This is a genomic window from Micromonospora marina, from assembly GCF_900091565.1.
In the GTDB taxonomy this organism is placed as follows: Bacteria; Actinomycetota; Actinomycetes; order Mycobacteriales; family Micromonosporaceae; genus Micromonospora; species Micromonospora marina.
Map to the genome: position 1 here is coordinate 265,985 of NZ_FMCV01000003.1, position 26,038 is coordinate 292,022.

General features: G+C 73.7%; 19 protein-coding genes and 1 pseudogene. 11 read left to right on the top strand and 9 right to left on the bottom strand.

The window, feature by feature from the left end; all coding sequences use genetic code 11:
- Positions 1-21 precede the first annotated feature (21 nt).
- On the top strand, positions 22-999 hold the full coding sequence (locus GA0070215_RS05680; protein WP_244166878.1) for an aminotransferase class I/II-fold pyridoxal phosphate-dependent enzyme: 978 nt from the start codon (positions 22-24) through the stop codon (positions 997-999).
- Here GA0070215_RS05680 and GA0070215_RS05685 read toward each other — a convergent pair.
- Positions 904-1,860: a 2-hydroxy-acid oxidase gene (locus GA0070215_RS05685; protein WP_091042583.1), complete on the bottom strand. Its 957-nt coding sequence runs from the start codon at positions 1,858-1,860 to the stop codon at positions 904-906. The genes GA0070215_RS05680 and GA0070215_RS05685 overlap by 96 nt on opposite strands.
- A 20-nt stretch (positions 1,861-1,880) precedes the next feature.
- On the bottom strand, positions 1,881-2,819 hold the full coding sequence (locus tag GA0070215_RS05690) for a 3-oxoacyl-[acyl-carrier-protein] synthase III C-terminal domain-containing protein (protein WP_091042587.1): 939 nt from the start codon (positions 2,817-2,819) through the stop codon (positions 1,881-1,883).
- Between the two features lie 71 nt (positions 2,820-2,890).
- Between GA0070215_RS05690 and GA0070215_RS05695 the strand changes: the two genes are divergently transcribed.
- The 7 genes from GA0070215_RS05695 to katG all read left to right on the top strand — a co-directional run bounded on the left by GA0070215_RS05695 (position 2,891) and on the right by katG (position 10,706).
- Complete coding sequence (locus tag GA0070215_RS05695) at positions 2,891-4,051, top strand: glycosyltransferase (protein ID WP_018783955.1); 1,161 nt, start codon at positions 2,891-2,893, stop codon at positions 4,049-4,051.
- An 85-nt stretch (positions 4,052-4,136) separates the two neighbouring features.
- A complete protein-coding gene (locus tag GA0070215_RS05700; protein WP_091042590.1) occupies positions 4,137-5,111 on the top strand; it encodes an ATP-binding cassette domain-containing protein in 975 nt (324 codons plus the stop codon).
- A 22-nt stretch (positions 5,112-5,133) separates the two neighbouring features.
- Positions 5,134-5,898, top strand: a complete 765-nt coding sequence (locus GA0070215_RS05705; RefSeq protein ID WP_018783957.1) for an ABC transporter permease — start codon at positions 5,134-5,136, stop codon at positions 5,896-5,898.
- A 116-nt stretch (positions 5,899-6,014) separates the two neighbouring features.
- A complete protein-coding gene (locus GA0070215_RS05710) occupies positions 6,015-7,667 on the top strand; it encodes a class I adenylate-forming enzyme family protein (RefSeq protein ID WP_091042593.1) in 1,653 nt (550 codons plus the stop codon).
- Positions 7,668-7,693: 26 nt separating this feature from the next.
- Positions 7,694-7,846 (top strand): hypothetical protein, encoded by a 153-nt coding sequence (locus GA0070215_RS28370; RefSeq protein ID WP_167361481.1) that lies wholly within the window; start codon positions 7,694-7,696, stop codon positions 7,844-7,846.
- Positions 7,847-7,977: 131 nt separating this feature from the next.
- Entirely contained in the window at positions 7,978-8,406 is a 429-nt protein-coding gene (locus GA0070215_RS05715) for a Fur family transcriptional regulator (RefSeq protein ID WP_018783960.1), read from the top strand.
- Positions 8,407-8,429: 23 nt separating this feature from the next.
- Complete coding sequence (gene katG, locus GA0070215_RS05720; RefSeq protein ID WP_091042597.1) at positions 8,430-10,706, top strand: catalase/peroxidase HPI; 2,277 nt, start codon at positions 8,430-8,432, stop codon at positions 10,704-10,706.
- Between the two features lie 246 nt (positions 10,707-10,952).
- Here the strand turns inward: katG and GA0070215_RS05725 are convergent, their stop codons facing one another.
- Positions 10,953-12,599: a right-handed parallel beta-helix repeat-containing protein gene (locus GA0070215_RS05725; protein WP_018783962.1), complete on the bottom strand. Its 1,647-nt coding sequence runs from the start codon at positions 12,597-12,599 to the stop codon at positions 10,953-10,955.
- 406 nt (positions 12,600-13,005) lie between these two features.
- Between GA0070215_RS05725 and GA0070215_RS05730 the strand changes: the two genes are divergently transcribed.
- The gene (locus GA0070215_RS05730; protein ID WP_091042604.1) at positions 13,006-15,195 is read left to right on the top strand and encodes a carbohydrate-binding module family 20 domain-containing protein; all 2,190 of its coding nucleotides are present in this window, start codon (positions 13,006-13,008) and stop codon (positions 15,193-15,195) included.
- Positions 15,196-15,243: 48 nt separating this feature from the next.
- On the opposite strand, the gene GA0070215_RS05735 is transcribed toward GA0070215_RS05730, so the two are convergent.
- The 4 genes from GA0070215_RS05735 to GA0070215_RS05750 all read right to left on the bottom strand — a co-directional run bounded on the left by GA0070215_RS05735 (position 15,244) and on the right by GA0070215_RS05750 (position 18,076).
- A complete protein-coding gene (locus GA0070215_RS05735) occupies positions 15,244-16,446 on the bottom strand; it encodes an MFS transporter (protein WP_244166879.1) in 1,203 nt (400 codons plus the stop codon).
- A gap of 76 nt (positions 16,447-16,522) precedes the next feature.
- On the bottom strand, positions 16,523-16,996 hold the full coding sequence (locus tag GA0070215_RS05740; protein WP_091042605.1) for a hypothetical protein: 474 nt from the start codon (positions 16,994-16,996) through the stop codon (positions 16,523-16,525).
- A gap of 37 nt (positions 16,997-17,033) precedes the next feature.
- The gene (locus tag GA0070215_RS05745) at positions 17,034-17,222 is read right to left on the bottom strand and encodes a hypothetical protein (protein ID WP_018783964.1); all 189 of its coding nucleotides are present in this window, start codon (positions 17,220-17,222) and stop codon (positions 17,034-17,036) included.
- A gap of 41 nt (positions 17,223-17,263) precedes the next feature.
- Positions 17,264-18,076, bottom strand: a complete 813-nt coding sequence (locus GA0070215_RS05750; RefSeq protein ID WP_244166880.1) for a hypothetical protein — start codon at positions 18,074-18,076, stop codon at positions 17,264-17,266.
- A 142-nt stretch (positions 18,077-18,218) separates the two neighbouring features.
- Here GA0070215_RS05750 and GA0070215_RS05755 point away from each other — a divergent pair, with 142 nt between their 5' ends.
- Together GA0070215_RS05755 and GA0070215_RS05760 are read left to right on the top strand one after the other, a co-directional pair.
- Positions 18,219-20,846: a cation-translocating P-type ATPase gene (locus GA0070215_RS05755; RefSeq protein WP_244166881.1), complete on the top strand. Its 2,628-nt coding sequence runs from the start codon at positions 18,219-18,221 to the stop codon at positions 20,844-20,846.
- 33 nt (positions 20,847-20,879) lie between these two features.
- Positions 20,880-21,323: pseudogene (locus tag GA0070215_RS05760) on the top strand (universal stress protein); the annotation flags it as partial.
- A gap of 13 nt (positions 21,324-21,336) precedes the next feature.
- Here GA0070215_RS05760 and GA0070215_RS05765 read toward each other — a convergent pair.
- Both GA0070215_RS05765 and GA0070215_RS05770 read right to left on the bottom strand, forming a co-directional pair.
- Positions 21,337-21,636, bottom strand: a complete 300-nt coding sequence (locus GA0070215_RS05765; protein ID WP_018783968.1) for an STAS domain-containing protein — start codon at positions 21,634-21,636, stop codon at positions 21,337-21,339.
- Positions 21,633-25,778, bottom strand: a complete 4,146-nt coding sequence (locus tag GA0070215_RS05770; protein WP_091042609.1) for a SpoIIE family protein phosphatase — start codon at positions 25,776-25,778, stop codon at positions 21,633-21,635. Before GA0070215_RS05770 ends, GA0070215_RS05765 begins: the two co-directional genes overlap by 4 nt.
- Positions 25,779-26,038 lie beyond the last annotated feature (260 nt).

Here is a 26,038-nt window from a genome sequence, read left to right on the forward strand (position 1 = left end):
CAACCCCCGGCTGACCTGTCCATGAACGAGACGCCCTACCCGCCGCTGCCGGCGATCCGGCGGGTGGTCGAGGACGCCGCCGCGACGCTCCAGCGCTATCCGGACCGCACGTCGGCGGCGCTGGTGGCCGCGCTGTCGGCGCGGCTCGGCGTGGGCCCCGAGGCGATCCTCGTCGGCCCCGGCTCGGCCGGGCTGTGCCAGCACCTCGTGCAGTCCCTCGGGCCGCGCCCGGACGTCGTCCACCCGGCCCTGTCCTTCGAGGGCTATCCGCTGGTCATCGGCAACGCCGGTGCCCGCCCGGTGCCGGTCCCGATGCGCGGGTACGACCACGACCTGCCGGCGATGGCGGACGCGGTCACCGACCGGACCCGGTGCGTGCTGCTGTGCAACCCCAACAACCCGACCGGTACGGCGCTGCGCCGCGACGACGTCGAGGCGTTCCTGGACCGCGTCCCGGCCGACGTCCCGGTGATCGTGGACGAGGCGTACCGCGAGTTCGTCACCGATCCGCGCTCACCGGACGGGATGGACCTGTACCGGGCGTACGGCAACGTCTGTGTGCTGCGCACCTTCTCCAAGGCGTACGGGCTGGCCGCGCTGCGCGTCGGGTACGCCGTGGTGCCGCCCCGGCTCACCCGGGCCGCCGCGCTCACCGGGGCGGTGTTCTTCCCCGGTGCGCTCGCCCAGGCGGCCGCGGTGGCGAGTCTGACGCCGGAGGTGGGCGCCGAGCTGACCCGGCGGTGCACGGACCTGGTGGCGGCGCGTACCGGCCTGATCGGCGCGCTGCGCGGCCTCGGGCTCACCGTGGCGCCCAGCGAGGCCAACTTCGTGTGGCTACCGCTGGGGGAGCGGGCCGTGCCGTTCGCCGAGCGGGCCCGGGAGGCGGGCATCCTGGTGATGGCGCTACCCGGCGCCGGGGTCCGGATCACCGTCGGCTCCCCGGAGGCGAACGAGCGGCTGTGCGCGTTCGTGCGCGCCGCGCTCGCCGACGGGCTCTGACCGGCTCACCGGCTCCAGCGCGACCACGCTCAGGTAGCCCAGGCCGGGCTCGTAGTCGGCCGCCACCACCGGCCGGGGCCGCGCCGCGTCCGCGGCGAGGCGGTCCAGCAGCGCCCACCAGACACCTGTCGACGGCTGCCGCTGCGGACCGGTCGTCACCGCGTCGCCGCCGGGACCGGGCCACGCCGCCGCGAGGTCCGCGCCGAGCACGACCGCGGCATCGCCGCGTCCGGTCGTCAGCTCCCGCACCTCGGCCGCCGCGAGCGCGGCGACGTCGTCCGCACGGACGCCCGCGTGCTGGCGCAGCGCCGTCACCCGTGCGCCGTCGCCGGTGCCGGTGCCGGTGCCGGTGCCGGTGCCGTAGAGCATGGCGACGGCCCGGTGGCGGGCCGGTACGGGCACCACCGCGTCGTACGGCAGGACCGCCTGCTCGACGGTGACCAGCAGGGCGCGGCGGCACCCGTATCCGCGGGCGATCCGCAGCCCGGTGAACGCCGCAGCCGATCCCTGGTCGCAGAGCGCGAACGACATCGGCCCTCCGGGGCAGACGTGACTGAGATACGCCGCCGTGGCCCGCCCTGGCAACATGTCGTGCACGGCGAACGTCAGCACCAGCAGGTCCACCGGCTCGTCCGGCGGCACGACGACCGGGATCAGCTCGGCGGCCATCTCCCCGTACGACTGCCCGAGCGTCCCCGGCGGCGCGTCGAACAGGCCGTCGGGGATCCGCAGCCCGTACGGCCGGGTCAGGTCCGCCAGGTAGCCGGCGGTGCGTTCGCGCAGCACGGGATCGCCGAGCAGCGCGGCCGGGCCGGTGACCGTGCGCCGCGCGGCCCGCAGCAGGTGCAGCCCGTCGTCCATGGTGGCCTCCCGTCCGCCGGTCAGTGCTCGAACACCATGGCGGCGAACGTCGCTCCGTCCCCGGCGCCCACCGCCGCGACCAGGTACCGGTCACCCGGCCGGAGCAGGCCGCGCTCCCGTGCGGTGCGGTAGTTCACGAACGCGTCGGCGCAGAACACGTGGCCGGTCCCGGTGACGTTGTCCAGCAGCACCCGCTCCAGCGGCAGCCCGATCAGCCGGCACAGCCGCTTCCAGGTCATCAGGTTGACGTTGTGCGGCAGCACCAGCCGCAGCTCGGACAGCGTCGTGCCGGCCCGGTCCAGCGCGCGGCCGATCACCTCGGCCAGCGCCGGCCGGTACACCCGCTGGAACCGCGCCGGAGACTCGCCGCCTGCGACGTCGAACTCGCCCCGCTGGTGGCAGGCGTACGCGAGCAGCCGGTCCCGGCCGCCACCGGCGCTGAGCAGGCAGGCCGACGAGCCCTCGCTGAACACCGACGTCTCCGGGATGAACTGGGCGTCGCGGGTGAACGCCTTCTCCCCGGTGAGCACCAGCGCGAGCGGCGGGCCGTCGGGCGTGTCCGGTTCGGCCGCGAGCAGCCGTCCGGCCACGTCGATCGCGGCCAGGGCGCTTGCGCAGGACTGCTGGGTGAGCGTGAACGCGAGCGCGTGGCCCAGCCCGAGCGTGCGGCACACCTCGTGCAGCGGGTTGACCGGATAGGGGGTGACCACCGGGAACGCCCGCCCGTACACCACGAACCGGACCCGCCGCCGTAGCGCGGGAAGCGCGGTGAGTCCGGCCGCCGCGCGCAGCAGCAGGTCGGTCAGGGACAGCGCGGGGTCGCGGCGGACCTCGGTCAGGCCGTGGAAGCGGCGGAACAGGCGGACCTGCATGTCGCTCAGGCCCAGCGGCGCGGCCAGGCTCTCGACCGGTACCCGGCGCTGCGGCAGGAACACCGAGACGGCGTCGATCGCCGTCATACGCGTACCGTCACGCCACGGATCAGATCAGTGACGCCGGTGGATGTCAACGCGTGTGCGATCATATCGACGTGGCTCGCTTCCTGTTCGTCGTGCTGCCGGTGGAGTCCCATCTGCACGCCCCGGTCGCCATCGCCCAGGAACTGGAGGCGGCCGGGCACGAGGTGGCCTGGGTCGGGCCGCGCAGCGACCTGCGCCCGCTCGTCGGCCCCGATGCCACCCTGTTCCCGACCGGCAAGCGCTACTACCGCCCCGACGGCGCGTCCGGGCCGGCCTCGGTGCGCAGCCTCTGGGAGGGGCACGTGCTGCCCGCGAACCGGTTCATCCGCGACGCCGCCGACGCGGCGGTCGAGCGGTACGGGCCGGACGTGGTGGTGGCCGACCAGTACGCGCTGGCCGGCGCGCTCGCCGCGCACCGCCGCGGGCTGCCGTGGGCGACGTTCTGCGTCGGCATGCTGGAGCTGACGCCGCCGGTCGAGCAGATGCCCGACTTCACCGACTGGGTGCGCGCCCAGGTCCGCCGGGTGTGGGCGATGACCGGCGTACCAGTGGACGAGACGATCGACCTGCGCTTCTCGCCGTACCTCGTGCTCGGGCTGACCACGACGGCGCTGACCGGCCCGGCGCCGCTGCCGCCGGGCTGCGTGCTCACCGGGCCCGCACTGGGACGGCGGCCTAACGCACCGGCGTTCGCCTGGCAGGAATGGGATCCCGGCCGCCGGCACGTGCTGGTCACCGTCGGGACGATGGCCGAGCACCTCGCGGCCGACTTCTACCGGCGGATGACGGCGGCGACCGCGCCGCTCGCGGACCGGGTCCAGGTGATCCTCACCGCCGGCGCCGGCCTGGTGCCCGACCCGCCGCCGCACGTGCTGGTCGCGCCGCGGGTGCCGGTGCTGGAGCTGATGCCCCGGCTGGACGCGCTGGTGTCCCACGGCGGGCTGGGCACGGTCTCCGAGGCGCTGGCCCACGGCGTGCCGGTGGTGGTCGCGCCGATCCGGCACGACCATCCGGCGGTGGCACGTCAGGTGCGTCGGGCCGGCGCCGGTCTGGAGGTCTCCTTCGCGTCGGCGACCCCGGCGGAGCTGACCGCGGCGCTGAGCGCGGTGCTCGACGAACCCGCGTACCGGGCGGGAGCGCGCCGGGTCGGGGAGTCGTTCGTCGCGGCCGGCGGCGCCCGCGCGGCGGCGGCGCGCCTCGCCGCCTTGGCGCGGACGGCTTCCGGCGGCTGACGCATCGACCGTTGTCCAGCCGTCGGGGCCGAACTAGCCTGACCTGACGCACCCGCGCAGGCGTCGTGCCGCACGAGGAGGCTCGATGATCGAGGCCACCGGCCTACGCAAGTCCTTCCGGGTCGGGCGCGGGCGCGGCGCCACCACAGTCGACGCGGTACGCGGCGTCGACTTCGCGGTGCGGCGCGGCGAGATCGTCGGGTTCCTCGGCCCGAACGGTGCGGGCAAGTCCACCACGCTGCGGATGCTCGCCACGCTGATCCGGCCCAGCGGGGGAGCGGCCACCATCGCCGGTGTCGACCTGCTGCGCGCGCCCGCGCAGGTCCGGCGGCGGATCGGTTTCGTGGCGCAGGCCAGCGGCACCTACGACGACTCCACCGCCCGGCGGGATCTGGTGCTCCAGGCCCGGATGCACGGGCTGTCCAAGTCGGTGGCGCAGGAGCTGGCCGCCGGTGCGATCCGCGCGTTCCAGCTCGACGACTTCGCCGACCGCAAGATCAAGACGTACTCGGGCGGGCAGCGCCGCCGCCTCGACGTGGCACTCGGCGTCATCCACTCACCGCAGGTCATGTTCCTGGACGAGCCCACCGCCGGGCTCGACCCGCCCAGCCGGGTCCGGATGTGGCAGGAGGTACGGCGGCTGCGCGAGGCGGGCATGACCATCTTCCTCACCACGCACTACCTGGACGAGGCCGACAGCCTCTGCGACCGGGTCTCGATCATCGACGCCGGACGGATCGTGGCCGAAGGCACCCCGTCGGCGCTCAAACGGGAGATCTCCGGTGACGTGGTCGCCGTCGACTTCGCCGCCGAGGTCGCGGGCGAGACCGGCGGCGACCTGCCGGCCGCGACGAAGCTGCTGGCCGAGGCGCCGTACGTGCACGCGGCCGAGCCGGTCGACGGCACGCTGCGGCTCTACGTGGACAGCGCCGCCACCGCCATCCCGCAGATCATGCGCGCGCTCTACGACAGGGGCATCGAGCCCGGCGCGATCGAGGCCCGCCGGCCCAGCCTCGACGACGTGTTCCTGGCCAAGACCGGCCGGTCGCTCGCCGAGTGACCGGACGCGAGAGGAGTACGGCGTGAAACTCGTCCGCGACACCTGGCTGATCTTCCAGCAGGAGGCCGGCCTGATGGTGCGCAACCCGGTGATGGTGGCGTTCAGCCTGGCCCAGCCGATCACCTACCTGATCCTGTTCGCGCCGTTCCTCAAGGTGGTGATGGTCGACCGGGGCGCCTCGTCGTACGCCGACGCGTACCGCATCTACGTGCCCGGCCTGTTCGTGGCGATGGGCCTGTTCGGCGGCCTGTTCGCCGGTTACGGCCTGCTCAGCGCGCTGCGCGCGGGCATCATCGACAGGTGCCGGGTGACGCCGGTGAGCCGGACCGGCCTGCTGCTGGGCCGGGCGCTGATGCACGTGTGCCTCAACGTGGTCCAGGCGGTGGTGGTCACCGTGGTGGCACTGCCGTTCGGCCTGCGGGTGCACCTGGCGAACCTGCTGGTGTCGTACGCGCTGCTGTCGGTGATGGTGCTGCTCAGCACCTCGATCTCGTACGACATCGCGTTGCTGGTGCGCAACGAGAACAGTCTCGGCGTGCTGGTGAACACCGTCGGCCAGCCGGTGTCGCTGCTCGCCGGCGTGCTCATCCCGCTCGTGCTGGCACCGATGTGGATCCAGCGGGTCGCGGTCTGGAACCCGTTCGCCTGGGCCACCGACGGCATGCGGGCGCTGTTCGCCGGCCAGATCACCCAGAACGTGGTGTGGCAGGGCGCGCTCATCATGTCCGGGCTGGCCGCCGCCAGCCTGTTCTGGTCGTCGCACCTGTTCAACCGCGATGTCTCCTGACTGTGTGTACATCGACCATTGTCTGCGCGTGGCGGGCGCTCTAGCCTGATCGTGTCCCCGCTCGGCGGCCGGTACGGGGCGCGGCCGTGACGCGTGTCAGCTGAGGAGGCGAGGAGTTGGGTGCCGACAACCTCCGGGCGGCGCTGGCGGCCGACATGGAGCTGGGCGCGGGCAACGTGCTGCTCCGGCTGGCCGAGCACGGCGCCGACATGGAGACCCCCCGCGTGACGTTCGACGCCGACGTCGACGGCATCCCCGCCTGGACGCCGCTGTCGCTGGCGACGCTCACCGACCGGGTCGCGGCCCGGGCTGCCTGGTTCCGGGCACGGGGCGTGCGCCGGGCCGACCCGGTCGCGGTGTACGTGACCTCCGCGCCCGACGTGTTCCTCAACTTTCTGGCGCTGACCTGGCTCGGCGCGATCCCGGCGCTGATGAACGGCAACATGCCGATCCCGCTGGCCGCGGAGTTCGTCAGGCGGTTGCGCGGGGCCGGGGTGCTGGTCGACGCCGACCACGCCGCCCTTGCCGAGCACGACCTCGGCGTGGAGATCCTCGGTGACGCGGCGCAGACCGGCACCGGCGACCCGGCGCAGGCGCCGCCGCACCACCGGCACCACCCCGAGGAACCGGTGGTCGTCACCCACTCCTCGGGCACCACGCGGGTGCCGGCCGCGATCGTCCACTCGCACCACGGACTGTTCGCCGCGATCCGCGCGGTCCGGCTCACCGAGTCCCGGCCGTACGGCGAGGTGCGGGAGATGTCCGCGCTGCCGGCCGCGCACGCCGCCGGCATCATCACGCTCAACCAGGCGCTCTGCAACGGCTACCAGCTGCTCTGCCTGTCCGCGCAGGGCGGCCCGTTCGAGCGCAGCGCCGAGACGATCCTCTCCGCGATCGAGCGGTGGCGTCCCACCGGCGTCTTCGGGTTCGCGGTGACCTGGTCCGAGCTGGCCCGGGTCGACCTGACCACCCGCGACCTCAGCTCGGTGCGCAACTGGTTCAACACCGGTGACTGCGCGCACGAGGCGCACGTACGCCGGCTGGTCGCGGTCGGCAGCCACCCCGCGTACACCCGCGACGGCATGGTCGACGTCCCCGGCTCCAAGTTCGTCGACATGCTCGGCTCCACCGAGATGGGCCACGGCGCGTTCCGGATCACCCACCGGCTCGGCAGCGACCGCTACGACCGCTGCGTCGGTAAGCCGTACCCGTTCGCCGAGATCGCGCTGCTCGACGTGGACACCGGTGCGGAGGTGCCGCCGGGGCAGGTGGGGCACGTCGGCCTGAAGTCGCCGACGCTGGCGCTCGGCTACTGGAACGACTCGGTCACCACCTACCGGACCCGGCTGGGCGGCTACTACCTGACCGGTGACCTGATGTACCGGGACGCGGCCGGTGACTACCACCACGTCGACCGGGCCAGCGACGCGGTCCACCTGGGCGGCGGCACCTGGCTCTACACCGCGCTGTCCGAGGAGCGCATCCTCAGGCACTGCCCGGACGTCCGCGACTGCACGGTCCTCGCGGCGGCGGGGGAGGACGGCACGACAGTCACCGACGTGCTGCTCCTGCTCGCCGCCGACGCCGATCCGGCGCACGACCGTACCGGCCGGGTCCGGGCCGCGCTGGGCCCGGCGGTGTCCGCGACGCTGCGCCGGGTGGTGACGGTCCCCGACGACGACGTGGTCATGGGGCCCACCGGGAAGGTACGCAAGTTCCTGATGCGACAGCGGCTCCTGGCCGACGCCGGAGCGCCCGGCGCGGGCTGACCGGAGGAGGCGGATGGCGCAACCGGGTGTACGACGGCTACGGCACCGACGTCACCCGGTTCGGCCTGTGGTCCAACTACAGCACCGCGCGTCCGAACGGCAACGGCAACAACTTCCGCATCACGCTCTACCGGAACGGCAACAGCAACACACCGACGGCGAGCTGTTCCGCCGCCTGAGCCCCTTTTCGGGGGCGGGGGTGCCGCGCCAGGCGCGGCACCCCGTCTCGCGCGCCCGGCTGACTATGTGACTGCCGACACACCGAGGCGAAAACTTGATTCATTCCAGAAGAGCGGGCTAGGGTCGTCGCATGACGGCCGACTTCGAGACGCAGCTCCGGGCGGTCTCGTTGCGGGTGACCCGGCCTCGCCTGGCGGTGCTGGCCGCGCTGCGCGACCACCCGCACGTCGACACCGACACGGTGATCGCCCTGGTCCGCGCCGAGCAGCCCACCGTGTCCCACCAGGCGGTCTACGATGTGCTCCGGGCACTCACCGACGCCGGGCTGATCCGGCGCATCCAGCCGGCCGGCGCCACGGCCCGCTACGAGTCGCGGGTGGGAGACAACCACCACCACGTCGTGTGCCGTTCCTGCGGCGCCATCGCCGACGTCGAGTGCGCCGTCGGCCGCGCCCCCTGTCTCACCGCCTCGGACGACCACGGCTTCGTGGTGGACGAGGCGGAGGTCGTCTACTGGGGCACCTGCCCCGGCTGCGCGGCCGACCCCACCGCCCAGTGATCCGCCAGTTCGGAAGGAAGCAGATGAGCGACACCCAGGACAACCGGCCCGTCAGCCCGCAGGGCGTGGACGCCAAGGAGGCGGCCGGCTGCCCGGTCGCGCACGACTCCGTGACCGCGCACGGCAGCGAGAGCGAGAACCCGGCGATCGACTCGCCGACCCCGAAGACCGGCGGTCGTCCGCGCAGCAACCGCGACTGGTGGCCCAACCAGCTCGACCTGTCGGTGCTGCACGCCCACTCCTCCAAGGGCAACCCGCTGGGCCCGGAGTTCAGCTACGCCAAGGAGTTCGCCAAGCTCGACGTGGAGGCGCTGAAGCGGGACATCACCGAGGTGCTCACCACCTCGCAGGACTGGTGGCCGGCCGACTTCGGCCACTACGGCGGCCTGATGATCCGGATGAGCTGGCACGCCGCGGGCACCTACCGCATCGAGGACGGTCGCGGTGGCGCCGGCGACGGCGGGCAGCGGTTCGCGCCGCTGAACAGCTGGCCGGACAACGCCAACCTGGACAAGGCCCGCCGGCTGCTCTGGCCGGTGAAGCAGAAGTACGGCCAGAAGATCTCCTGGGCCGACCTGCTGGTGCTCGCCGGCAACGTGGCGCTGGAGTCGATGGGCTTCAAGACCTTCGGCTTCGGCTTCGGCCGCGAGGACGTCTGGGAGCCGGAGGAGATCTTCTGGGGCCCCGAGGACACCTGGCTCGGCGACGAGCGCTACGCCTCCGAGAAGGACATGGTGGCCGGCGTCGGCGCGACCGAGATGGGTCTGATCTACGTCAACCCGGAGGGCCCGCGCGGCAACGCCGACCCGCTCGCGGCGGCGCACTTCATCCGCGAGACGTTCCGCCGGATGGCGATGAACGACGAGGAGACCGTCGCGCTGATCGCCGGTGGTCACACCTTCGGCAAGACCCACGGCGCCGGCCCCGCCGACCAGCACGTCGGCCCCGAGCCGGAGGCCGCGCCGCTGGAGTCGCAGGGCCTGGGCTGGCTGAGCACGTACGGCGAGGGCAAGGGCGGCGACACGATCACCAGCGGTCTCGAGGTGACCTGGACCGACCGCCCGACGCAGTGGAGCAACCGGTTCTTCGAGATCCTCTTCGGCTACGAGTGGGAGCTGACCACCAGCCCCGGTGGCGCCAAGCAGTGGGTCGCCAAGGACGCCGAGGCGATCATCCCGGACGCCCACGACCCGTCGAAGAAGCACAAGCCGACGATGCTCACGACCGACCTGTCGCTGCGCGTCGACCCGGCGTACGAGAAGATCTCCCGCCGCTTCCTGGAGAACCCGGACGAGTTCGCGCTGGCGTTCGCCAAGGCCTGGTACAAGCTGCTGCACCGTGACATGGGCCCGGTCAGCCGCTTCCTCGGCCCGTGGGTGCCGGAGGCCCAGCTCTGGCAGGACCCGGTGCCGGCCGTCGCGCACGACCTGGTGAACGACGCCGACGTCGCCGCGCTCAAGGCGAAGGTGCTGGAGTCCGGCCTCACCACCGCCCAGCTGGTCTCCACCGCCTGGGCCTCGGCCGCGAGCTACCGCTCCACCGACAAGCGCGGTGGCGCCAACGGCGCGCGGATCCGGCTGGAGCCGCAGCGCAACTGGGAGGTCAACCAGCCGGAGCAGCTCGCCACCGTGCTGTCCACCCTGGAGGGCATCCAGCAGGAGTTCAACGCCGCGGGCGGCGCCCAGATCTCGCTCGCCGACCTGATCGTGCTGGCCGGCTCGGCCGCGGTCGAGCAGGCGGCGCGGGACGCCGGCGTCGAGGTGACTGTGCCGTTCCACCCGGGTCGTACCGACGCCACCCAGGAGCAGACCGACGTCGAGTCGTTCCGGGGGATGGAGCCGCGCGCCGACGGGTTCCGCAACTACCTGCGGCCGGGCGAGAAGACCCAGCCGGAGGTGCTGCTCGTCGACCGCGCGTACATGCTGAACCTGACCGCGCCGGAGATGACCGTCCTGGTCGGCGGTCTGCGCGCGCTCGGCAACAACGCCGGCGGCGCCGCGCACGGCGTGCTCACCGACCGGCCCGGCGTGCTCACCAACGACTTCTTCGTCAACCTGCTCTCCCCGGGCACCCGGTGGAAGGCGGCGGAGTCCGAGGAGCACGTGTACGAGATCCGGGACCTGGCGACCGACCAGGTGAAGTGGACCGCCACCGCGGTCGACCTCATCTTCGGCTCCAACTCGCAGCTGCGGGCGCTGGCCGAGGTCTACGCCAGCGACGACGCGCGGGAGAAGTTCGTCCGCGACTTCGTCGCCGCCTGGACGAAGGTCATGGAGCTGGACCGCTTCGACCTGGCCTGATCCGCCGTGTCCGGGCGAGCCCCGGTCCGTCGCGCCGCGACGGACCGGGGCTCGCCCCGTTCGCGGAACCGGGCGCGTCCGGTCAGCCGTGCAGCGTACGGCTGGGTGGGACGCCGAACACCGACCGGTAGTGGGCGGTGAACCTGCTGTGGCTCAGGAAGCCCACCGGCTGGCGATCCGGCGGTCGTGACTCAGCCGCCGGCCGCCCGCTCCGGCCCGGAACCCGCCGCGCCACGCTTTCGGCGGTCACTGGCCGCCGGGGTTGCCCTCCCAGTGCCCGCCGACCGCCGGGGTGTCGGCGCGGATCGCGGTGTGGTTGCCGTCGAGGTCGTTCTCGAGCACCCGGCAGTTCAGGCAGCTGCCGCGCTCGGTGATCCAGATGCCGTCGGTCTGCGTGCCGGAGCCGCTGTCCCGGATCAGGTTCCCGCGCACGGTGACCGAGTCGCAGGTGGCGTTCAGCGTGACACCGGCCCGGTGCTCCGGGGACGCCGGCAGTTCGTACGGCGTGCCGGGCGGCGGGGTGTCGGCGCTCCAGGCGCCGGAGACGCCCGGCCGGTTCGGGGCGAGCACGAGCGTGGTCGCGTCGTTGCTGGCGACCACCGCGAAGCGCCGGCCGACCCGCAGGACCTTGCCCCGGTGCCCGTCCTGGGGCCAGTCGGCGCGCTGGTCGACGAGGGTGTCCCCGGTGTAGCGCACCGACTCGCCACCGCCGGTGGCGGCCGGGGCGCACTGCCGGCCGTTGTTCCGGATCCGGTTGTTGATGATCACGGCGTCCCGTAGCGGGCGGTCGGAGCGGATCCCGTCCAGGCTGTTGCCCCAGATGTCGTTGCTCTCGATGACGATCTCCTCGGCGATGGCGCGGTTGCCCTCCCCGAGATCCTGGTGGTGGTAGCCGAAGCGGCCGTTGCCGGTGATCCGGTTGCCCCGCACCGTGTAGGGGCCCGGAGTGTTGCCGATGTTCACCCCGTCGCGCAGGTTGCCGTCGATCAGACAGTCGGTGAGCAGGCCGCCCCGCCCGGGGATGCCCGTGGTGCCCTTCGCCGACACCTGGAAGCCGGCCTCCAGGTTGCCGACCATGGTGCACCCGGTGACGATGAGCCCGTCCGCGCCCCAGTCGGAGATGCCGAACCGGTTGCCCTCGGCGTGGCAACCGATGATCCGGATACCCCGGGGCTGTGGCCGGTCCGTGTACTGCATCTCGACGAAGATCCCGTTCGTGGCGTTGCCGACGGCCGTGCAGTCAGTGATGGTCAGCCGCTCGACCGGCCCCCACCCGCCGATGCCGATGCCGATACCGGCGCCGCCCATCTCCAGGCCGTCGTCCATCCGGCCGCACCCCAGCACGCGTACGCCATCGATCACGGTGTCCTGGAGGAAGTCGCAGCCGAACCCCGTCGCGGCGGTGTGGTGGATGAACAGGTTGCGGAACGTCCCGCCGATCACGTACTGCAACCCCAGGCCCTTGGCCAGCGGGTTGTATTCCGCCGACGCGACGCCAGAGCCGTCGATCTCGAAGTCGGCGAACGTGCAGTGGGCGAGATGCCGGTCCGGGCTCGCCCCGTGCTGCTCGGCCGTGTGGAACGCCAGCGGGACCGGTTGCGCCCGGTTGCCCTCGTTGCTCAGCACGAACCGGGTCACGCCCACCCCGGCGCCGACCAGCGACACCCCGCAGCGCCAGACGGTGGCGGCGTCGCGGATGGCGTACACGCCGGGCGGGCAGTAGATCACGCGGGCCCGGCCGTCGGCGTCGTACGCGTCGCCGAGCCGGTCGACGAGCGCGGCGAGCGCCGGCTGATCGTTCGTCACCCCGTCACCGAGCAGGCCGTGGTGCCGGGCGTCGCACCGCAGCGGCGCGCCGGCCACGGCGTACCGGCGGACACCGGGCGCGGTCACGGCATCTCCCTCCGGCCGGCCGCCCCGCGCGAGCACGGCGCGCGCCGGCCGCCGCGTGAGCGGGATCCAACCCACACGGTACGTGGAAGCGGTCTCCGGCAGGTCCGGATCGGCGAGGCGCCCGGTTCGCAAACGTTGGAAAATCTGCTCGGAAGTTGCGGTCGTCCTGCTAGGCGGGTCACTGCGTCCCGAGCATCGGGAATCACCCCAGCGCCCGAGCGCCCGGTCCAGCGTGGATCGCCACTGCTTGAAGGGATTTCGAGGCCACTCGTGTTGCCTGCTGGTTTCGAAAACTTTGCCGCAAGCTATTGCAAAGACTTTCATGGATGGCGCATCGTGTTCGCTACCCGGGACGGCCGCCCCACCCCGCTCACCCTTTCGAACCCACGGAAGAGGTCCCCCGACCATGCCATCCACCAGACCACACCCCCGTGGCCGCGCCGGTCGCCTGCTGCTCGCCGCCGCGCTCGTCGCGGCCGGCGGCACAGTGGCCGTCGCCGCCGCCCCCGCCGCCGCCCCCGCCCGCGCCGCCGTCACGCTCAACGACAGCGAGGTGACCGCCAACCTCTGGGAATGGAACTGGACCTCGGTCGCCGCCGCCTGCACCGATCACCTCGGACCGGCCGGCTACGGCGCGGTGCAGGTGGCACCGCCGCAGGAGTCGGTGAAGCTGCCCGCCGGCGCCGACGGCGCGTACCCCTGGTACGAGGTGTACCAGCCGGTGTCGTACAAGCTGGACAGCCGGTTCGGCAACCGCCAGCAGTTCGCCGCCATGGTCACCGCGTGCCACGACGCCGGTGTCCGCGTCTACGTCGACGCGGTGGTCAACCACATGGCCGGCACCAACAACCCGGCCGGCACGCGCGGCTACGCCGGCACCGAGTTCTCCGGCTACAGCTACCCGGCCGTACCGTACGGCGCCGGTGACTTCCACCGCCCCGGCGACAACTGCCCGACCGGCGGCGCGATCAGCGACTGGAACAACGAGGCCCAGGTGACCAGCTGTGAGCTGCTGTCGCTGTCCGACCTCTACACCGAGAAGGAAGCGGTCCGGAACAAGATCGCGGCGTACCTCAACGACCTGATCGGGCTCGGCGTCGACGGCTTCCGGGTCGACGCGGTCAAGCACATCCGCAAGGACGACTTCGCGGCCATCCTCGGCAAGCTGAACGACACCGTCGCCGAGGGCCGGCGGCCGTACGTCGCGCAGGAGATCTTCGACGGGGCCAGCAACCCGGCGTTGCAGGCCCGCGCGTTCATCGGCAACGGCGACGTGCTCGACTTCGCGTACGCCAAGGGCATCCGCTCGGCGTTCCAGGGCTCCGTCTCGGCGCTGGCGAACGTGCCGAACTGGAACCTCGACGCGCCGAGCGCCAACGTCTTCGCCATGGTCACCAACCACGACCTGGAGCGCGACGGTGTGGTGCTGTCGTACAAGAACGGCACCGACTACGTCCTGGCGAACTACTTCGCGCTGGCCTACCCGCACGGCAAGCCGTCGGTCTACGACAGCTTCACCTGGGCCGACCGCAACCAGTCCCCGCCGCACGACGGCACCGGACGCGTCACCGACACGGTCTGCGGCGCCGCCTGGAACTGCCTGACCCGCACCACGGGTGTCAAGGGCATGGTCGGCTGGGCCAACGCCGCCCGCCCGGTGAAGACAGTCTCGGACTTCACCACGGTGAACAGCAACGTGATCGGCTTCCACCGGGGCGACCGGGCGTGGATCGGCATCAACGACTCCGGCTCCGCCACCACCGCCACCTTCACCACCGGGCTCGCCGACGGCCGGTACTGCGACGTCATCTCCGGCCTCGCCACCGGCAGCGGCTGCACCGGCGGCACGGTGACCGTGTCCGGCGGCCGGGCCACGGTGACCGTCCCGGCCAATGACGCGGTCGCGATCCACGTGAACGCCCGGCCGGGCGCCGGCCCGTCCCCGACGGTCTCGCCGAGCGCCTCACCGTCCGCGTCGCCCACCGTCAGCCCGGGGGACCGGATCGCCACCACGTTCACCGTCACCGCGAACCTGGCCGCCGGGCAGGACGTCTACGTCGTCGGCAGCATCCCCGAGCTGGGCTCGTGGACGCCCGCGAACGGCGTCAAGCTCGCCGCGCAGGGCGGCGGCACCTACCGCGCCACCGTCAGCCTGCCCCGGTCCACCGCGGTGGAGTACAAGTTCGTCAAGCTGACCGCCGCCGGCGCCGTCACCTGGGAGTCCGGCGCGAACCGGACGCTCAGCACCCCGGCCGGCGGTACGTACGCGGTGACCGAGACGTTCCGCGGCGACACCGTCACCACGTCGGTCGCCACCACGTTCTCCGCCACCGCGACCACCGTCTACGGGCAGAACGTGTTCGTGGTCGGCAACATCCCGGCGCTCGGCGGCTGGAACCCGGCCGCCGCCGTCGCCCTCTCGTCCGCCGCCTACCCGGTCTGGCGGGCCACCGTCGACCTGCCCGCGAACACCGCTGTCGAGTACAAGTACGTCAAGAAGAACCCGGACGGTTCGGTGACCTGGGAATCAGGCGCCAACCGGACGTTCACCACGCCCGCTGGCGGCACCCGCGCCCTCACCGACACCTGGCGCTGACCATTCCGCGGCCCGCCCCCGTCACCCCTGGGGACGGGCCGCAGCCGGTCACGCCCGGACCCGGGCCCGGCCGGGCTCGGGCGCGGCGGCGGATCCGTCCCGACGAGGTCCACCGAAGGTCGCCGCCAGTGCGGCGGCCAGGCACACCACGGCGGCTACCACCAGCGGAGGCCGCCCGCCGAGGGCGACCGCCGCCGAACCGAGCGGGATGGCCAGCGTGATCGGGCCGAACATCGCCGTGTTCGCCGTCCCGGCGACCCGCCCGAGCATCGCCTGCGGCGTGTACGCCTGCACGGCGGTGACCGCGGCGACGAGCGTCCACGGCAGACCCACACCGACCGTCACCGAGGCGGCCACAGTGCCCGGCCACCACGGCAGGCAGCGCCCCAGACAGCCGGCCGCGAACAGGACGGCGCCCGCGGCACCGACCGCCACCTCACCGTGGCGCTGGACGAGCCGGCCGACGACCAGCCCGGCGAGCAGTGACCCGCCGCCCTGCGCGCTGGCCAGCACACCGAGGAACGTCGACGGCAGCGCCAGGTCCGTCACCACCACGTCGTACAGCGCCGCCGTGGTGAAGCCGGACATCGCGATGGACACCGCCGCGAGCGCCACCGGTACGCGTACCGCCCGCCGGGCCAGCAGGGCGGCGAGTCCGTCCCGCACCCCCGCCGGGCGTGCCGCCGGGGCGGCGGGGACGGTCCGCGTCAGGCGTAACGCGCCGTACAGGGCGGCCGCGAGCACCGGTACGGCGGCGGCGAGCACCGCGACGACGTGCCCGCCCCGCCACGCGTACAGGCCCGCCCCGGCCAGCGGCGCCACCAGCTTCATGCCCTCCTGCGCGCTCGACCGCCAGCCGTTTACGTCGGCCAGCCGGGCCGGGGGGAGCGCGGCGGGCAGCAACGCGGTCTCGCCGGCGTCGACGAGCACGTACCCGACGCCGTAGGCGAGCGAGACGGCGTAGATCAGCCACGCCTGGCCGGGCCCTCGTACCGCCAGCAGGCTCAGCAACGCGGCGGCGAGCGCGAGGTCGACGCCGATCACCAGCCGGCGCCGGGGCACCCGGTCGAGCAGGCCGCCGAGCCACGGTCCGGCCAGCGTCGGCGCGTAGACGCAGAGACCGGCCAGCGCGGCGAACCCGGTGGAACCGGTCAGGTCGAGGATCCAGATGCCGGAGACCAGGGCCATGGCGCTGCCGCCGAGCCCGGACAGCAGTGAGACGGCCACGAACAGGACGACGTTGCGACGCATGGATCCCCCGAGAGTTGAGTCTTGAGGACTCATCCTCGGGAGTTGAGCCGAAGCCTGGCAATAACCTGGTGTTACGTCAATGTGTTGTTGACAGCGCCGCCGTGATCCGCCGGGCGGCGTCGCGTACCGGAGCCGGCAGCCGGCGTACGGCCCCGGACAGATCGTCGGCGAGGTGCGTGGCCAGCGCGTACAACGGCCCGGCGGGAGCGTCCAGCGCCAGCGCGCAGGTGCGGCGCGTCAACGACGCGCGGGGGAAGCGGCCGTCCCACGCGCGGTCCGTCTCGATCCAGCGGTGCAGGTCGGCAACGGCTGTCCGGAGCGCCGGCACGTCCGGGGAGCCGGCCGGGTCGAGCCGGGTCAGGCGGTCCCGCCGTGCCACCAGGAGGCGTTGCCGGCGCTGCTCGGCTGCCTGCCGGCTGCCCAGGCCCAGCGCCCGCGCGATCTCGGCCCAGGTGGCACCGTCGTGGCGGGCCCGGTCGATGAGGTCCAGTTCGCGCTCGTCCAGCCGGACCCGGGCCGCGGTGATCTCGGACAGGCGGGCCAGGGTCACCCGTCAACGCTACATTGACAGTCGGCCCCGGAGCGCGTCAGTCCTCCGGGAGGCCCGGACCCACCTCGCCGTGCGCCAGGTGCTCGGCGTTGCGGTCGGCCTCGCTCTCCGCGTTCTCCGCGCCGGCACCCGGATCCCGGGTACGCCGCCCCTCGGCGTCCTGGAACACCTGCCCGCGCTCGAGCGCGTCCTCCTGCTGCCGCTGGAACTGCTCCGGATCCGTCATGACCGTGAGGTGCCCCGGCGGCCGCGGGGCAAACCGGAACGTCAGCGCGGCGGCGACACGTACAGGCCCGTCCGGCAGCCGGTCTCGCCCGGCTCCAGCCAGATCCGGTCGTACCCGGGACTCTCGATCTTCCCGGCCGGCGTGCGGACGAGCAGGAGGCAGTCCCGTTCGGCCGGTACGCCGACGGCGGCGACGAGCGCACCCTCGTGCACCGTCGTGTCGACGGTGATCCAGTCCTGCGGAAAGGCCGCCCGCACCGCGCCGGCGAGGGTGTCCGGGGTGGCGGTGCGCAGCACGGCGGTGAGCCGCTCCCGCCCGTCCTCGGGCACCTTCGGCACCGGCGCGGCGGTGGGCGGCGGGGGAGCGGCGCCGCTCGGACAGTCGATCTCGTGGTACGTCGTGTAGCGGTACAGCTCGAACTCGTACCGGTAGCAGCGCGCCGCCTCGCCGGCACTGTTGCTCGCGCCGCCGACCGACACCGGCGGCTGCTCCGGCACCGTCACCACGAACCGCACGTCGACGGTGGCCCGCTCGTCCCCGGCGGTGCGGCCGGACCAGGCCAGCGCCTCCCGCCGGACCGTCCCACCACCGCCCGACGCGGGCTCCTCCACCTCCTGGACGATCTCCGCGGCCGCGATGGACGCGGCGTCGCGGGGCCGGTTGCGGTGCCCCAGTTCCGTGTTGAGCTGCTTCGCCTCCACCGCCGCGGCGTCGCGTGCCAGCGCGTCGCCGCTCTCCTCCCCGAGCCCCGTCCCGCACCCGGCCGACGCGAGGAGGAACACCGCGAGCGTCCAGCGGATCCACCGGTGACGGGGCGGCGGTTCCGGCCAGGCGGCGCGTCGTGTCCGGTTCACCGTGCCGACGCTACCGACGAGCCGGGCGCCGCGCCGCCCCGTGCGCGGGGGTCGTTGGTCCCGGGTCCGACAGACCCTCGGCCCTGCGATCCGGGCCTGCCCGCGCGGCATCCTGGGACTGCCCGGCGCGGGCGGCGACGACATGGAGGACGATGTGGTGATCAACGGCAAGCCCGCTACCGCGACGACGCCCACCGAGATCTCGCCGGCCCCCGCGGCCGGGCTCGGCTCGGCCGAGGCGGCCGCCCGGTTGCGCGCCGACGGGCCGAACGCCGTGGCCGCCCCCCGCAAGCGCGGACTGGGCGGCCGGGTGTTCCGCCAGCTCACCGACCCGCTGGTGGCGTTGCTGCTGGCCGCCGCCGTGGTGACCACGCTGCTGCGCGACTACCCGGACACCGCCGTGATCGTGCTGGTCGTCCTGATCAACACGGTGATCGGCGTGGTGCAGGAGGTACGCGCCGACCGGGCGGTCGCCGCGCTGGACCGGCTCGCGGCACCGACCGCTCGTGTGGTCCGCGACGGCCGCGACCTCGTGCTGCCCGCCGCCGACCTGGTCCGCGGCGACCTGGTCCGGCTGGAGGCCGGCGACGTGGTGCCCGCCGACCTGGACCTCACCGACGCGGTACGCCTCAGCCTGGACGAGTCGGCGCTGACCGGCGAGTCGGTGCCGGTGGCCCGGGTCGCGGGGGATGAGACGAGCGCTGGCACCGTGGTCACCACCGGCCGCGCCACCGGAACCGTGGTGCGCACCGGCGCGGCGAGCGCGCTGGGCCGGATCAGCGCCCTGGTCGCGGCGACCCGGCCGGCACCCACCCCGCTGCAACGGCGCCTGTCCTCGCTCGGCCGGGTGCTCGGCCTGACCGCCGTGGTGCTCTCCGGGCTGGTCTTCGCGATCGGCGTGCTCGACGGGCGGCCGGTCACGCAGATGGCGGTCACCGCCGTCAGCCTCGTGGTGGCGGCCGTGCCGGAGTCGCTGCCCGCCGTCGTCACGCTCGCCCTCGCCCTGGGCGCGCGCCGGATGGCCGGCAGCCGGGCCATCCCCCGCCGGCTGCACGCGGTGGAGACCCTCGGCTCGGTCACCGTGATCGCCTCCGACAAGACCGGCACGCTCACCGAGGGCCGGATGGCGGTGCAGTACGCGGTCGTCCCCGGCCACGACCGCTACGCCGTGACCGGCACCGGCTACGCGCCCGACGGCGAGGTGCACCACCGGGGCGAGCCGGTGAGCGCCCCGGACGAGTTGCGCGCCCTCGCCCGCGCCGGACTGCTCTGCAACGACGCCACGGTGACGCCGCCGACCGACGAGCGGCCGGAGTGGACCGCGATCGGCGACCCGCTGGAGGCGGCACTTGTCACCTTCGGCGCCCGCTGCGGCCTGGACCCGGACACCACCCGCGACGCCTGGCCCCGGGTGGCGGAGGCGCCGTTCGACCAGGATCTGCGCCGGATGACCACGGTGCACCGCCGCTGCGACGGCCGCTACCTGGTGGTGTGCAAGGGCGCGCCGGAGAACCTGCTGGCCGCGCCGCTGGTGGACGCGGACGCCGGGGAACTGGCCGAGCTGACCGACGCCGCGCACCGGCTCGCCGCCGAAGGGCTGCGGGTGCTGGCGGTGGCCTCGGCAGTGGTCGGCACCCCGCCGGACCCGGCCCGGCCGACCGGTCTGCGCCCGCTGGGCCTGGTCGCGGTCGGCGATCCGCTGCGCGCGGCGGCCCCGGGCATCGCCGCGGGCTTCGAGGAAGCAGGCATCCGGCTGGTTCTCGTCACCGGCGACCACCCGGCGACGGCCGCCGCCATCGGCGGGCGCCTCGGCCTCTGGCGCGACGACGATCCGCTCGCCAACGGCGACGACGGCGACCCGGGCCGCGCCCACCCGGAGACCCGGGTGTACGCGCGGACCCAGCCGGAGCAGAAGCTCGACATCATCGCCGGCCTTCAAAACCGGGGGCACGTGGTGGCGATGACCGGCGACGGCGTCAACGACGCCCCGGCGCTGCGCCGCGCGGACATCGGCGTGGCAATGGGCGGCGGCACCGAGGTGGCCCGGCAGGCCTCCGACCTGGTGCTCGTCGACGACGACCTGACCACTGTGGCGACCGCCATCGGCGAGGGCCGCCGGATCTACGACAACATCCGCCGGTTCCTGCGGTACGCGCTCGCCGGAGGTGTGGCCGAGATCGCGGTGATGCTGCTCGGCCCGCTGTTCGGCCTGCCGGTGCCGCTGCTGCCGGCGCAGATCCTCTGGATCAACCTGCTCACCCACGGCGTTCCCGGGGTGGCGCTCGGCGCGGAACCGGCCGAGCCGGGCACGCTGCGCCGGCCGCCCCGCTCGCCGCAGGAGTCGGTGCTCGGCGGTGGCCTGGGCCGGGACGTGCTGCTCACCGGCGCGCTGATCGCCGCGGCGACGCTCGGCGCCGGCGTGTGGGCCGCCGCGGCGGACCGGCCGTGGCAGTCGGTGGTGTTCGTGGTGCTCGGCCTGGCCCAGCTCGGTGTGGCGCTGGCGGTCCGCGCGATCCGTACCCCGGGCTCGCGCGAGCGCAACCTCGCCCTGCCGGTGGCGGTCGCGGTCTCCGCGGTCCTCCAGGTGGCGGGCGTGCTGCTGCCGCCGCTGCGCGACCTGCTCGGCACGTCGCCGCTCAGCGCACTCGACCTGCTCGCCTGCGCCGCGATCGGAGTCCTGCCCGGGCTGGTGCTACGGCTGACCCGCCGCCTTCGCGGGACCAACGACCCGCAGGCCGGGACCGCCGGCCCTGCCCGGCCGGCGGCCTGACGGGCAGGCTGAGGACGAGTGAAGGAGGACGACATGACGATCCACTCGCAGATCCCCGTCGTGGTGGGTGTGGACGGCTCCGCCGCCTCGCTGGACGCGGTCCGGGTGGCTGCTCGCGAGGCCGCCGAGCGGAACCGGCCCCTGCGGGTCGTGCACGCGTTCATCTGGCCGCTGACCCGGGCGCCGCTCGCCCCGGCCCCGGGTGCGCCCGCCGGTGCCGGCCTGCGCAACCAGGCCGAACGGCACGTCGCCGAGGCGGTCGCCGAGGCCGGCAAGGTCGCGCCGGACGTACCGGTCACCGGCGTGGTGGCCGACGGCGCCCCGGCTCGGATGCTGGTGGAGAAGTCGAAGGACAGTCAGTTGGTGGTGGTCGGCGCGCACGGCCGGGGCGCGCTGGGCGGGCTGCTGCTCGGCTCGGTCAGCCACGCCGTGCTGCACCACGCCCACTCGCCGCTGGTGATCGTGCGTAACGTCGCCTGACAGTGCGACGTCAGGCGCTGCGGACAGTGGTCAGGTCGGCCAGCCCGGAGATGGTCAGCAGCGGCTCCAGCAACGGGCCGGCGATCAGCGCGATCCGGTCGGCGTGCGGGAACAGCGCGGCCAGCCCGGCGCTGTCCAGGTACTCCACCTTGGTGAGGTCCACGACCAGCGGTTCGCCGTCCGGGCGTACGGCCTCGGTCAGCGCGTCGGCGAAGGCGGACGCGTTGCTCATGTCGATCTCGCCCACGGCGGCCAGCACGCGCACGCCGTCGGGACCGTCGCTCGTGGTCAGGTTCAGGGACGTGCTCATGGCGTGATCCTCGCCTGCATGTCGACTGTGGTGCCGGTGGCTCCCGGGGTGACGCTGATACTGTCCATCAGCGCGCGCATGAGCACGAGTCCCCGGCCGCGGTGCGGACCGGAGGGCTGGTCCCGGTCCCGCCACCGGCCGCTGTCGGTGACGCTCAGGCGCAGGTCGCCGGCGGTGGCGGCGGCGCGCAGCCGGATCCGGCCGCCCGGGTGGTCGCGGTGTCCGTGCTCGATCGCGTTGGCGCACGCCTCCCCGGCCGCCACCAGGATGTTGTAGGCGTGGGCCGGGGCCAGCCCGCAGCGGTCCAGCCACCCCCGCAGCGCGGTGCGGACCTCGGCCAGCCGCGTCGACTCGGCGGGGAACTCCAGCTCCAGCGGTCCGGGGTGGCGGTAGAGCAGCAGCGCCACGTCGTCGTGGTAGCCGTCGTCCGGGGTGAGCCGTTCCATGATCTCGGTCGCCAGGGCCTCGACCGGGGCGTGGTGCCCCTGCTGGATGGCGTCGGTGGCGCGCGCGATGCCGGCGGTGATCGGCTGGCGGCGTCGTTCCACCAGGCCGTCGGTGTAGAGCATCAGAGTGGCGCGCGGGGCCACAGTCGCCTCCGCCTCCGGGCGTTCCTGGCCCGGACGGACGGCTAGCGGCCGGGACCGGCCGTGTCGCAGCAACTCGGCAGTGCCGTCGGCGCGGACCACGATGGCCGGTGGGTGACCGGCGCTGGAGTAGCGCATCAGCCCGGTGGCCGGGTCGAGGACGCCGCAGAAGACGGTGGCGCAGGACGCCCCCGGCAGCAGCGTGGCGAACCGGTCGAGGGCCGCGAGCGTGCGGGCCGGGCTCGGGTCCTGCAACAGCAGCGCGCGGCAGGCGCTGCGCAGTTGCCCCATCACCGTCGCGGCCCGGAGTCCGTGGCCCACGCAGTCGCCGACCACGATGCCGATGCGCCCGTCCGGCAGTTCGACGGTGTCGTACCAGTCGCCGCCGACCTTGAGCGGCATCGCGGCGGGGGAGTACCGCACCGCGAAGCCGGCGGGCAGCCGTGCCGGACCGAGGATCGCCCGTTGCAGGGCCAGCGCGGTCTCCCGCTGCTGGTCGATCTGGTGCACCCGGTGCAGCCCCTGACCGATGTGACCGGCCAGCAGCGCCAGCAGCGTCTGGTCCTGTTCGGTGAAGGGCCGCTTCTCGCCCAGGTCGATCCAGAGCGCCATGGTGCCGTGCGGGTGTTCGACGGCGATGCCGGCGCCGTGCGTACGCGTCGCCACCGGCGTCAGCAGCGGGGTGTCCCGCAGCGCGAGCAACGCCTGCCGGCGCTCCTGCGGCAACGTGTCCCAGCGTGCCGCCGGGTCGGTGGCGGTCACGTCGGGGGCGGGCAGGTCGCCGAACACGGCGGTGAGCACGCCGGCGGCCCGCCACAGCTTGCGCAGCTCGTCCAGCACCCCGAGCAGCGCGTCGGTGAGGTCGTCCGCCTTCGACAGCCGCATGCTGAGCCCGGCCAGGGCGGTCTCCCGCTGCACGGCGTAGTGCTCGGCGGTGACGTCGCGGAACGTGCCGACGATCATCCGGCGGCCGCTGTCCGGTTCGTCGACCTGGTTGAACGCGGCCGAGATCCAGATCCGGTGCCCGTTGCGGTGGGTCACCGGCACGGTGTACGTGCCACGGGTCTGCTCCACGAGCGTCGAGAACGCGGCCGCCACCTGGCGGTGCGCCTCCGGCTCGGCCTCCCGGTCCGGCCACCACGGGTGCACCGCCGGATAGGGCAGGCCCTCGGTCCCGTAGCCGAGGATGGCGGTGAACGCCTTGTTGATCTCGACCACCGTGCCGTCCGCGTCGCAGACGAAGAACGCCTCCTGCAACGAGTCGACGAGCGCGGTACGCCAGCGGGCGTGGTGGTTGCGCAGCCGGGCCAGCTCCACGTTCGCGCGTACGCGGGCCAGCAGCTCGGCGGCCGGGAACGGCTTGACCAGGTAGTCGTCGGCGCCGGCCTCCAGCCCTTCGATCGAGGCCTCCTGCCCGGCCCGGGCGGACAGCAGCAGCACCGGAGTGCCGGCCGTGCGCTGGTCGGCGCGCAGCGCGGCCACCAGTTGCAGGCCGTCGAGCCGGGGCATCATCACGTCGCTGACCACCAGGTCGGGGGTGTCCGCGCGGACGGCGTCCAGGGCGTCCTGCCCGTCGGCGACCGCGTGGACCTCGTGCCCGGCCGAACGCAGCAGCCGGGTCAGGTACTCCCGCATGTCGGCGTTGTCGTCGGCCACCAGGACGCGGGCCGGCGCCCCGCCGGACAGCGGCTGGACCGGTCCGCCGGCCGGGTCGTCCCCGGCGACGACGGCGCCCGGGTCGGCGGGCAGCCAGCGCAGCGCCTCCTGCACGAACGGCTCGGCCGACGCCGGCGTCCGGCCGGTGCCCGCCGGGGCGAGCGCGTCGGCGGGCAGGTGCCCGGTGCCGAGCGGCAGCCGGATCGTGAAGGTGGTGCCCCGGCCCACTGTGCTCTCGGCGTCGATGTCGCCGCCGTGGAGCGTGACCAGCTCTCGGACCAGGGCGAGGCCGATCCCGCTGCCCTCGCCGGAGCGGGAGCGGGCGTTCTCGATCCGGTGGAACCGCTCGAACAGGCGCGGCATCTCGGCGGCGGGTACGCCGATGCCGGTGTCGGAGATCCGCAGCACCGCCGTGCTGCCCTCGCCGCGCAGCTCCACCCGGATGGTGCCGTCGAAGGTGAACTTCAGCGCGTTGCTGAGCAGGTTCAACACCACCTTCTCCCACATGCCGAGGTCCAGGTGCACCGGCTCGGGCAGGGGTGGGCAGTCCACCTCGAACGACAGACCGGCCCGTTCGATCGCCGACCGGAACGCGCTGGCCAGGTCGGCGGTCACCGCGGCCAGGTCCACCGGCTCGTAGCGGGCCTGCATCCGCCCGGCCTCGATCCGGGAGAAGTCGAGCAGGCTGTTGACCAGCTTGCCCAGGCGCAGCCCGTTGCGGCGGATGACGTCCAGCTCGGCGCGGACCTGCTCGTCGGCGTCCGGCAACCGGCCGCGCAGCTCGTCGAGCGGCCCCATGATCAACGTCAGCGGGGTGCGGAACTCGTGGCTGATGTTGGAGAAGAACGCGGTCTTCGCGCGGTCCAGCTCCGCGAGTTCCTCGGCCCGCCGCTGCTGCGCCTGGTAGCTGCGGGCGCTGGCGATTCCGGTCGCCAGGTGCCCGGCGGTCAGCTCCACGAAGCCGCGGTACCCGTCGTCCAGCGCCCGGTAGCGGTTGAGCCCGGCGACCAGGAATCCGTACGGTGCCCCGCCCTGCTGTCGCAGCGGCACCAGCAGCGCCTCGGCCGGCGCCGCGGGCCAGACACCGGCGGGCAGGTCCGTGAAGACCGGCCCGTCGAGCGCGACCCGCACCGGCTCGCCGTCGGCGAGGGCGCCGGCCGGCCACGGCGCGGCCGGGTCGTCCAGGGACAGCGTGGCGGGTGCCGCCGGGTGGCCCTCCGCCAGTCCGGTCGCCTCCACCAGCCGGGCGCCGCCGTCGTCGTACAGGTAGGTGAGCGTGAACGGCAGATCCTGCGGGTTGCGGGCCAGTTGGCGGCTGACGAAGGCGAGCGTCTCCCGCTCGGTGCGGATGACGCTCGGGTCGGAGCCGAGGTCGCGCAACGTGGCCATCCGCCGCTCACCGATGACCCGCTCGGTGTCCTCGCTGACCACGCAGAGCATCCCGACCAGGCCGCCGTCGTCGCCGCGCAGCGGGCTGTAGGAGAACGTGTGGTACGTCTCCTCCCGGTAGCCGGCCCGCTCCAGGAACAGCAGCAGGCCCTCGTCCCAGGTCGCCTCGCCGGTGCGCAGCACGGTGTCGACGCGAGGACCGATGTCGTCCCAGATCTCCGCCCACACCTCGTTCGCCGGGCGCCCCAGCGCCCACGGGTACTTGCGGCCGAGCGTGTCCCGCCGGTAGGCGGCGTTGCAGAAGAAGCTGAGCCGAGGCCCCCAGGCCATCCACATGGAGAACCGGGAGGACAGCAGGATCCGCACCGCGGTCCGCAGGCTCTGCGGCCAGGTGTCCGGCGGGCCCAGGGGGTGCGCCGACCAGTCGATCCGCGCCAGGTCCGGCCCGATCTCACCGTCGACGGCGAAGACGTCGGCAGGCGCACGCGGGTCGGTGTCAGCGCCGCTCATCGCACGAGTCTCCCCCACCCCGTCGGATCCCGCTCGTCCGGGCCGCATCACGGCCTCGTGGTCGCCTTCTTGCCCCGTCGCGCCCTCGGCACTCCACCCGGGGAGGGGAGACCTGGCTCACGTGGGAGCAGGGATCCGCGGGGCGGCAGGGAGAAGGGTGGGGCGGCCACAAAGAAGGGCAAGGAGACAGCTCTCCTCGCCACTATCAACTTATACCGCACCCCGGGTCTTGCCGCAAGGCCCCGGTGATGCCGCACAAT

Bases quoted from the DNA above. Each gene is read 5' to 3' on its own strand.
- GA0070215_RS05700 (WP_091042590.1), top strand. From the start codon at position 4,137: ATGATCGAGGCCACCGGCCTACGCAAGTCCTTCCGGGTCGGGCGCGGG.
- GA0070215_RS05745 (WP_018783964.1), bottom strand. From the start codon at position 17,222: ATGACGGATCCGGAGCAGTTCCAGCGGCAGCAGGAGGACGCGCTCGAG.
- GA0070215_RS05685 (WP_091042583.1), bottom strand. From the start codon at position 1,860: ATGGACGACGGGCTGCACCTGCTGCGGGCCGCGCGGCGCACGGTCACC.
- GA0070215_RS05755 (WP_244166881.1), top strand. From the start codon at position 18,219: ATGGAGGACGATGTGGTGATCAACGGCAAGCCCGCTACCGCGACGACG.
- GA0070215_RS05765 (WP_018783968.1), bottom strand. From the start codon at position 21,636: ATGAGCACGTCCCTGAACCTGACCACGAGCGACGGTCCCGACGGCGTG.
- GA0070215_RS05680 (WP_244166878.1), top strand. From the start codon at position 22: ATGAACGAGACGCCCTACCCGCCGCTGCCGGCGATCCGGCGGGTGGTC.
- GA0070215_RS05715 (WP_018783960.1), top strand. From the start codon at position 7,978: ATGACGGCCGACTTCGAGACGCAGCTCCGGGCGGTCTCGTTGCGGGTG.
- GA0070215_RS05735 (WP_244166879.1), bottom strand. From the start codon at position 16,446: ATGCGTCGCAACGTCGTCCTGTTCGTGGCCGTCTCACTGCTGTCCGGG.
- GA0070215_RS05770 (WP_091042609.1), bottom strand. From the start codon at position 25,778: ATGAGCGGCGCTGACACCGACCCGCGTGCGCCTGCCGACGTCTTCGCC.
- GA0070215_RS05730 (WP_091042604.1), top strand. From the start codon at position 13,006: ATGCCATCCACCAGACCACACCCCCGTGGCCGCGCCGGTCGCCTGCTG.
- katG (WP_091042597.1), top strand. From the start codon at position 8,430: ATGAGCGACACCCAGGACAACCGGCCCGTCAGCCCGCAGGGCGTGGAC.
- GA0070215_RS05690 (WP_091042587.1), bottom strand. From the start codon at position 2,819: ATGACGGCGATCGACGCCGTCTCGGTGTTCCTGCCGCAGCGCCGGGTA.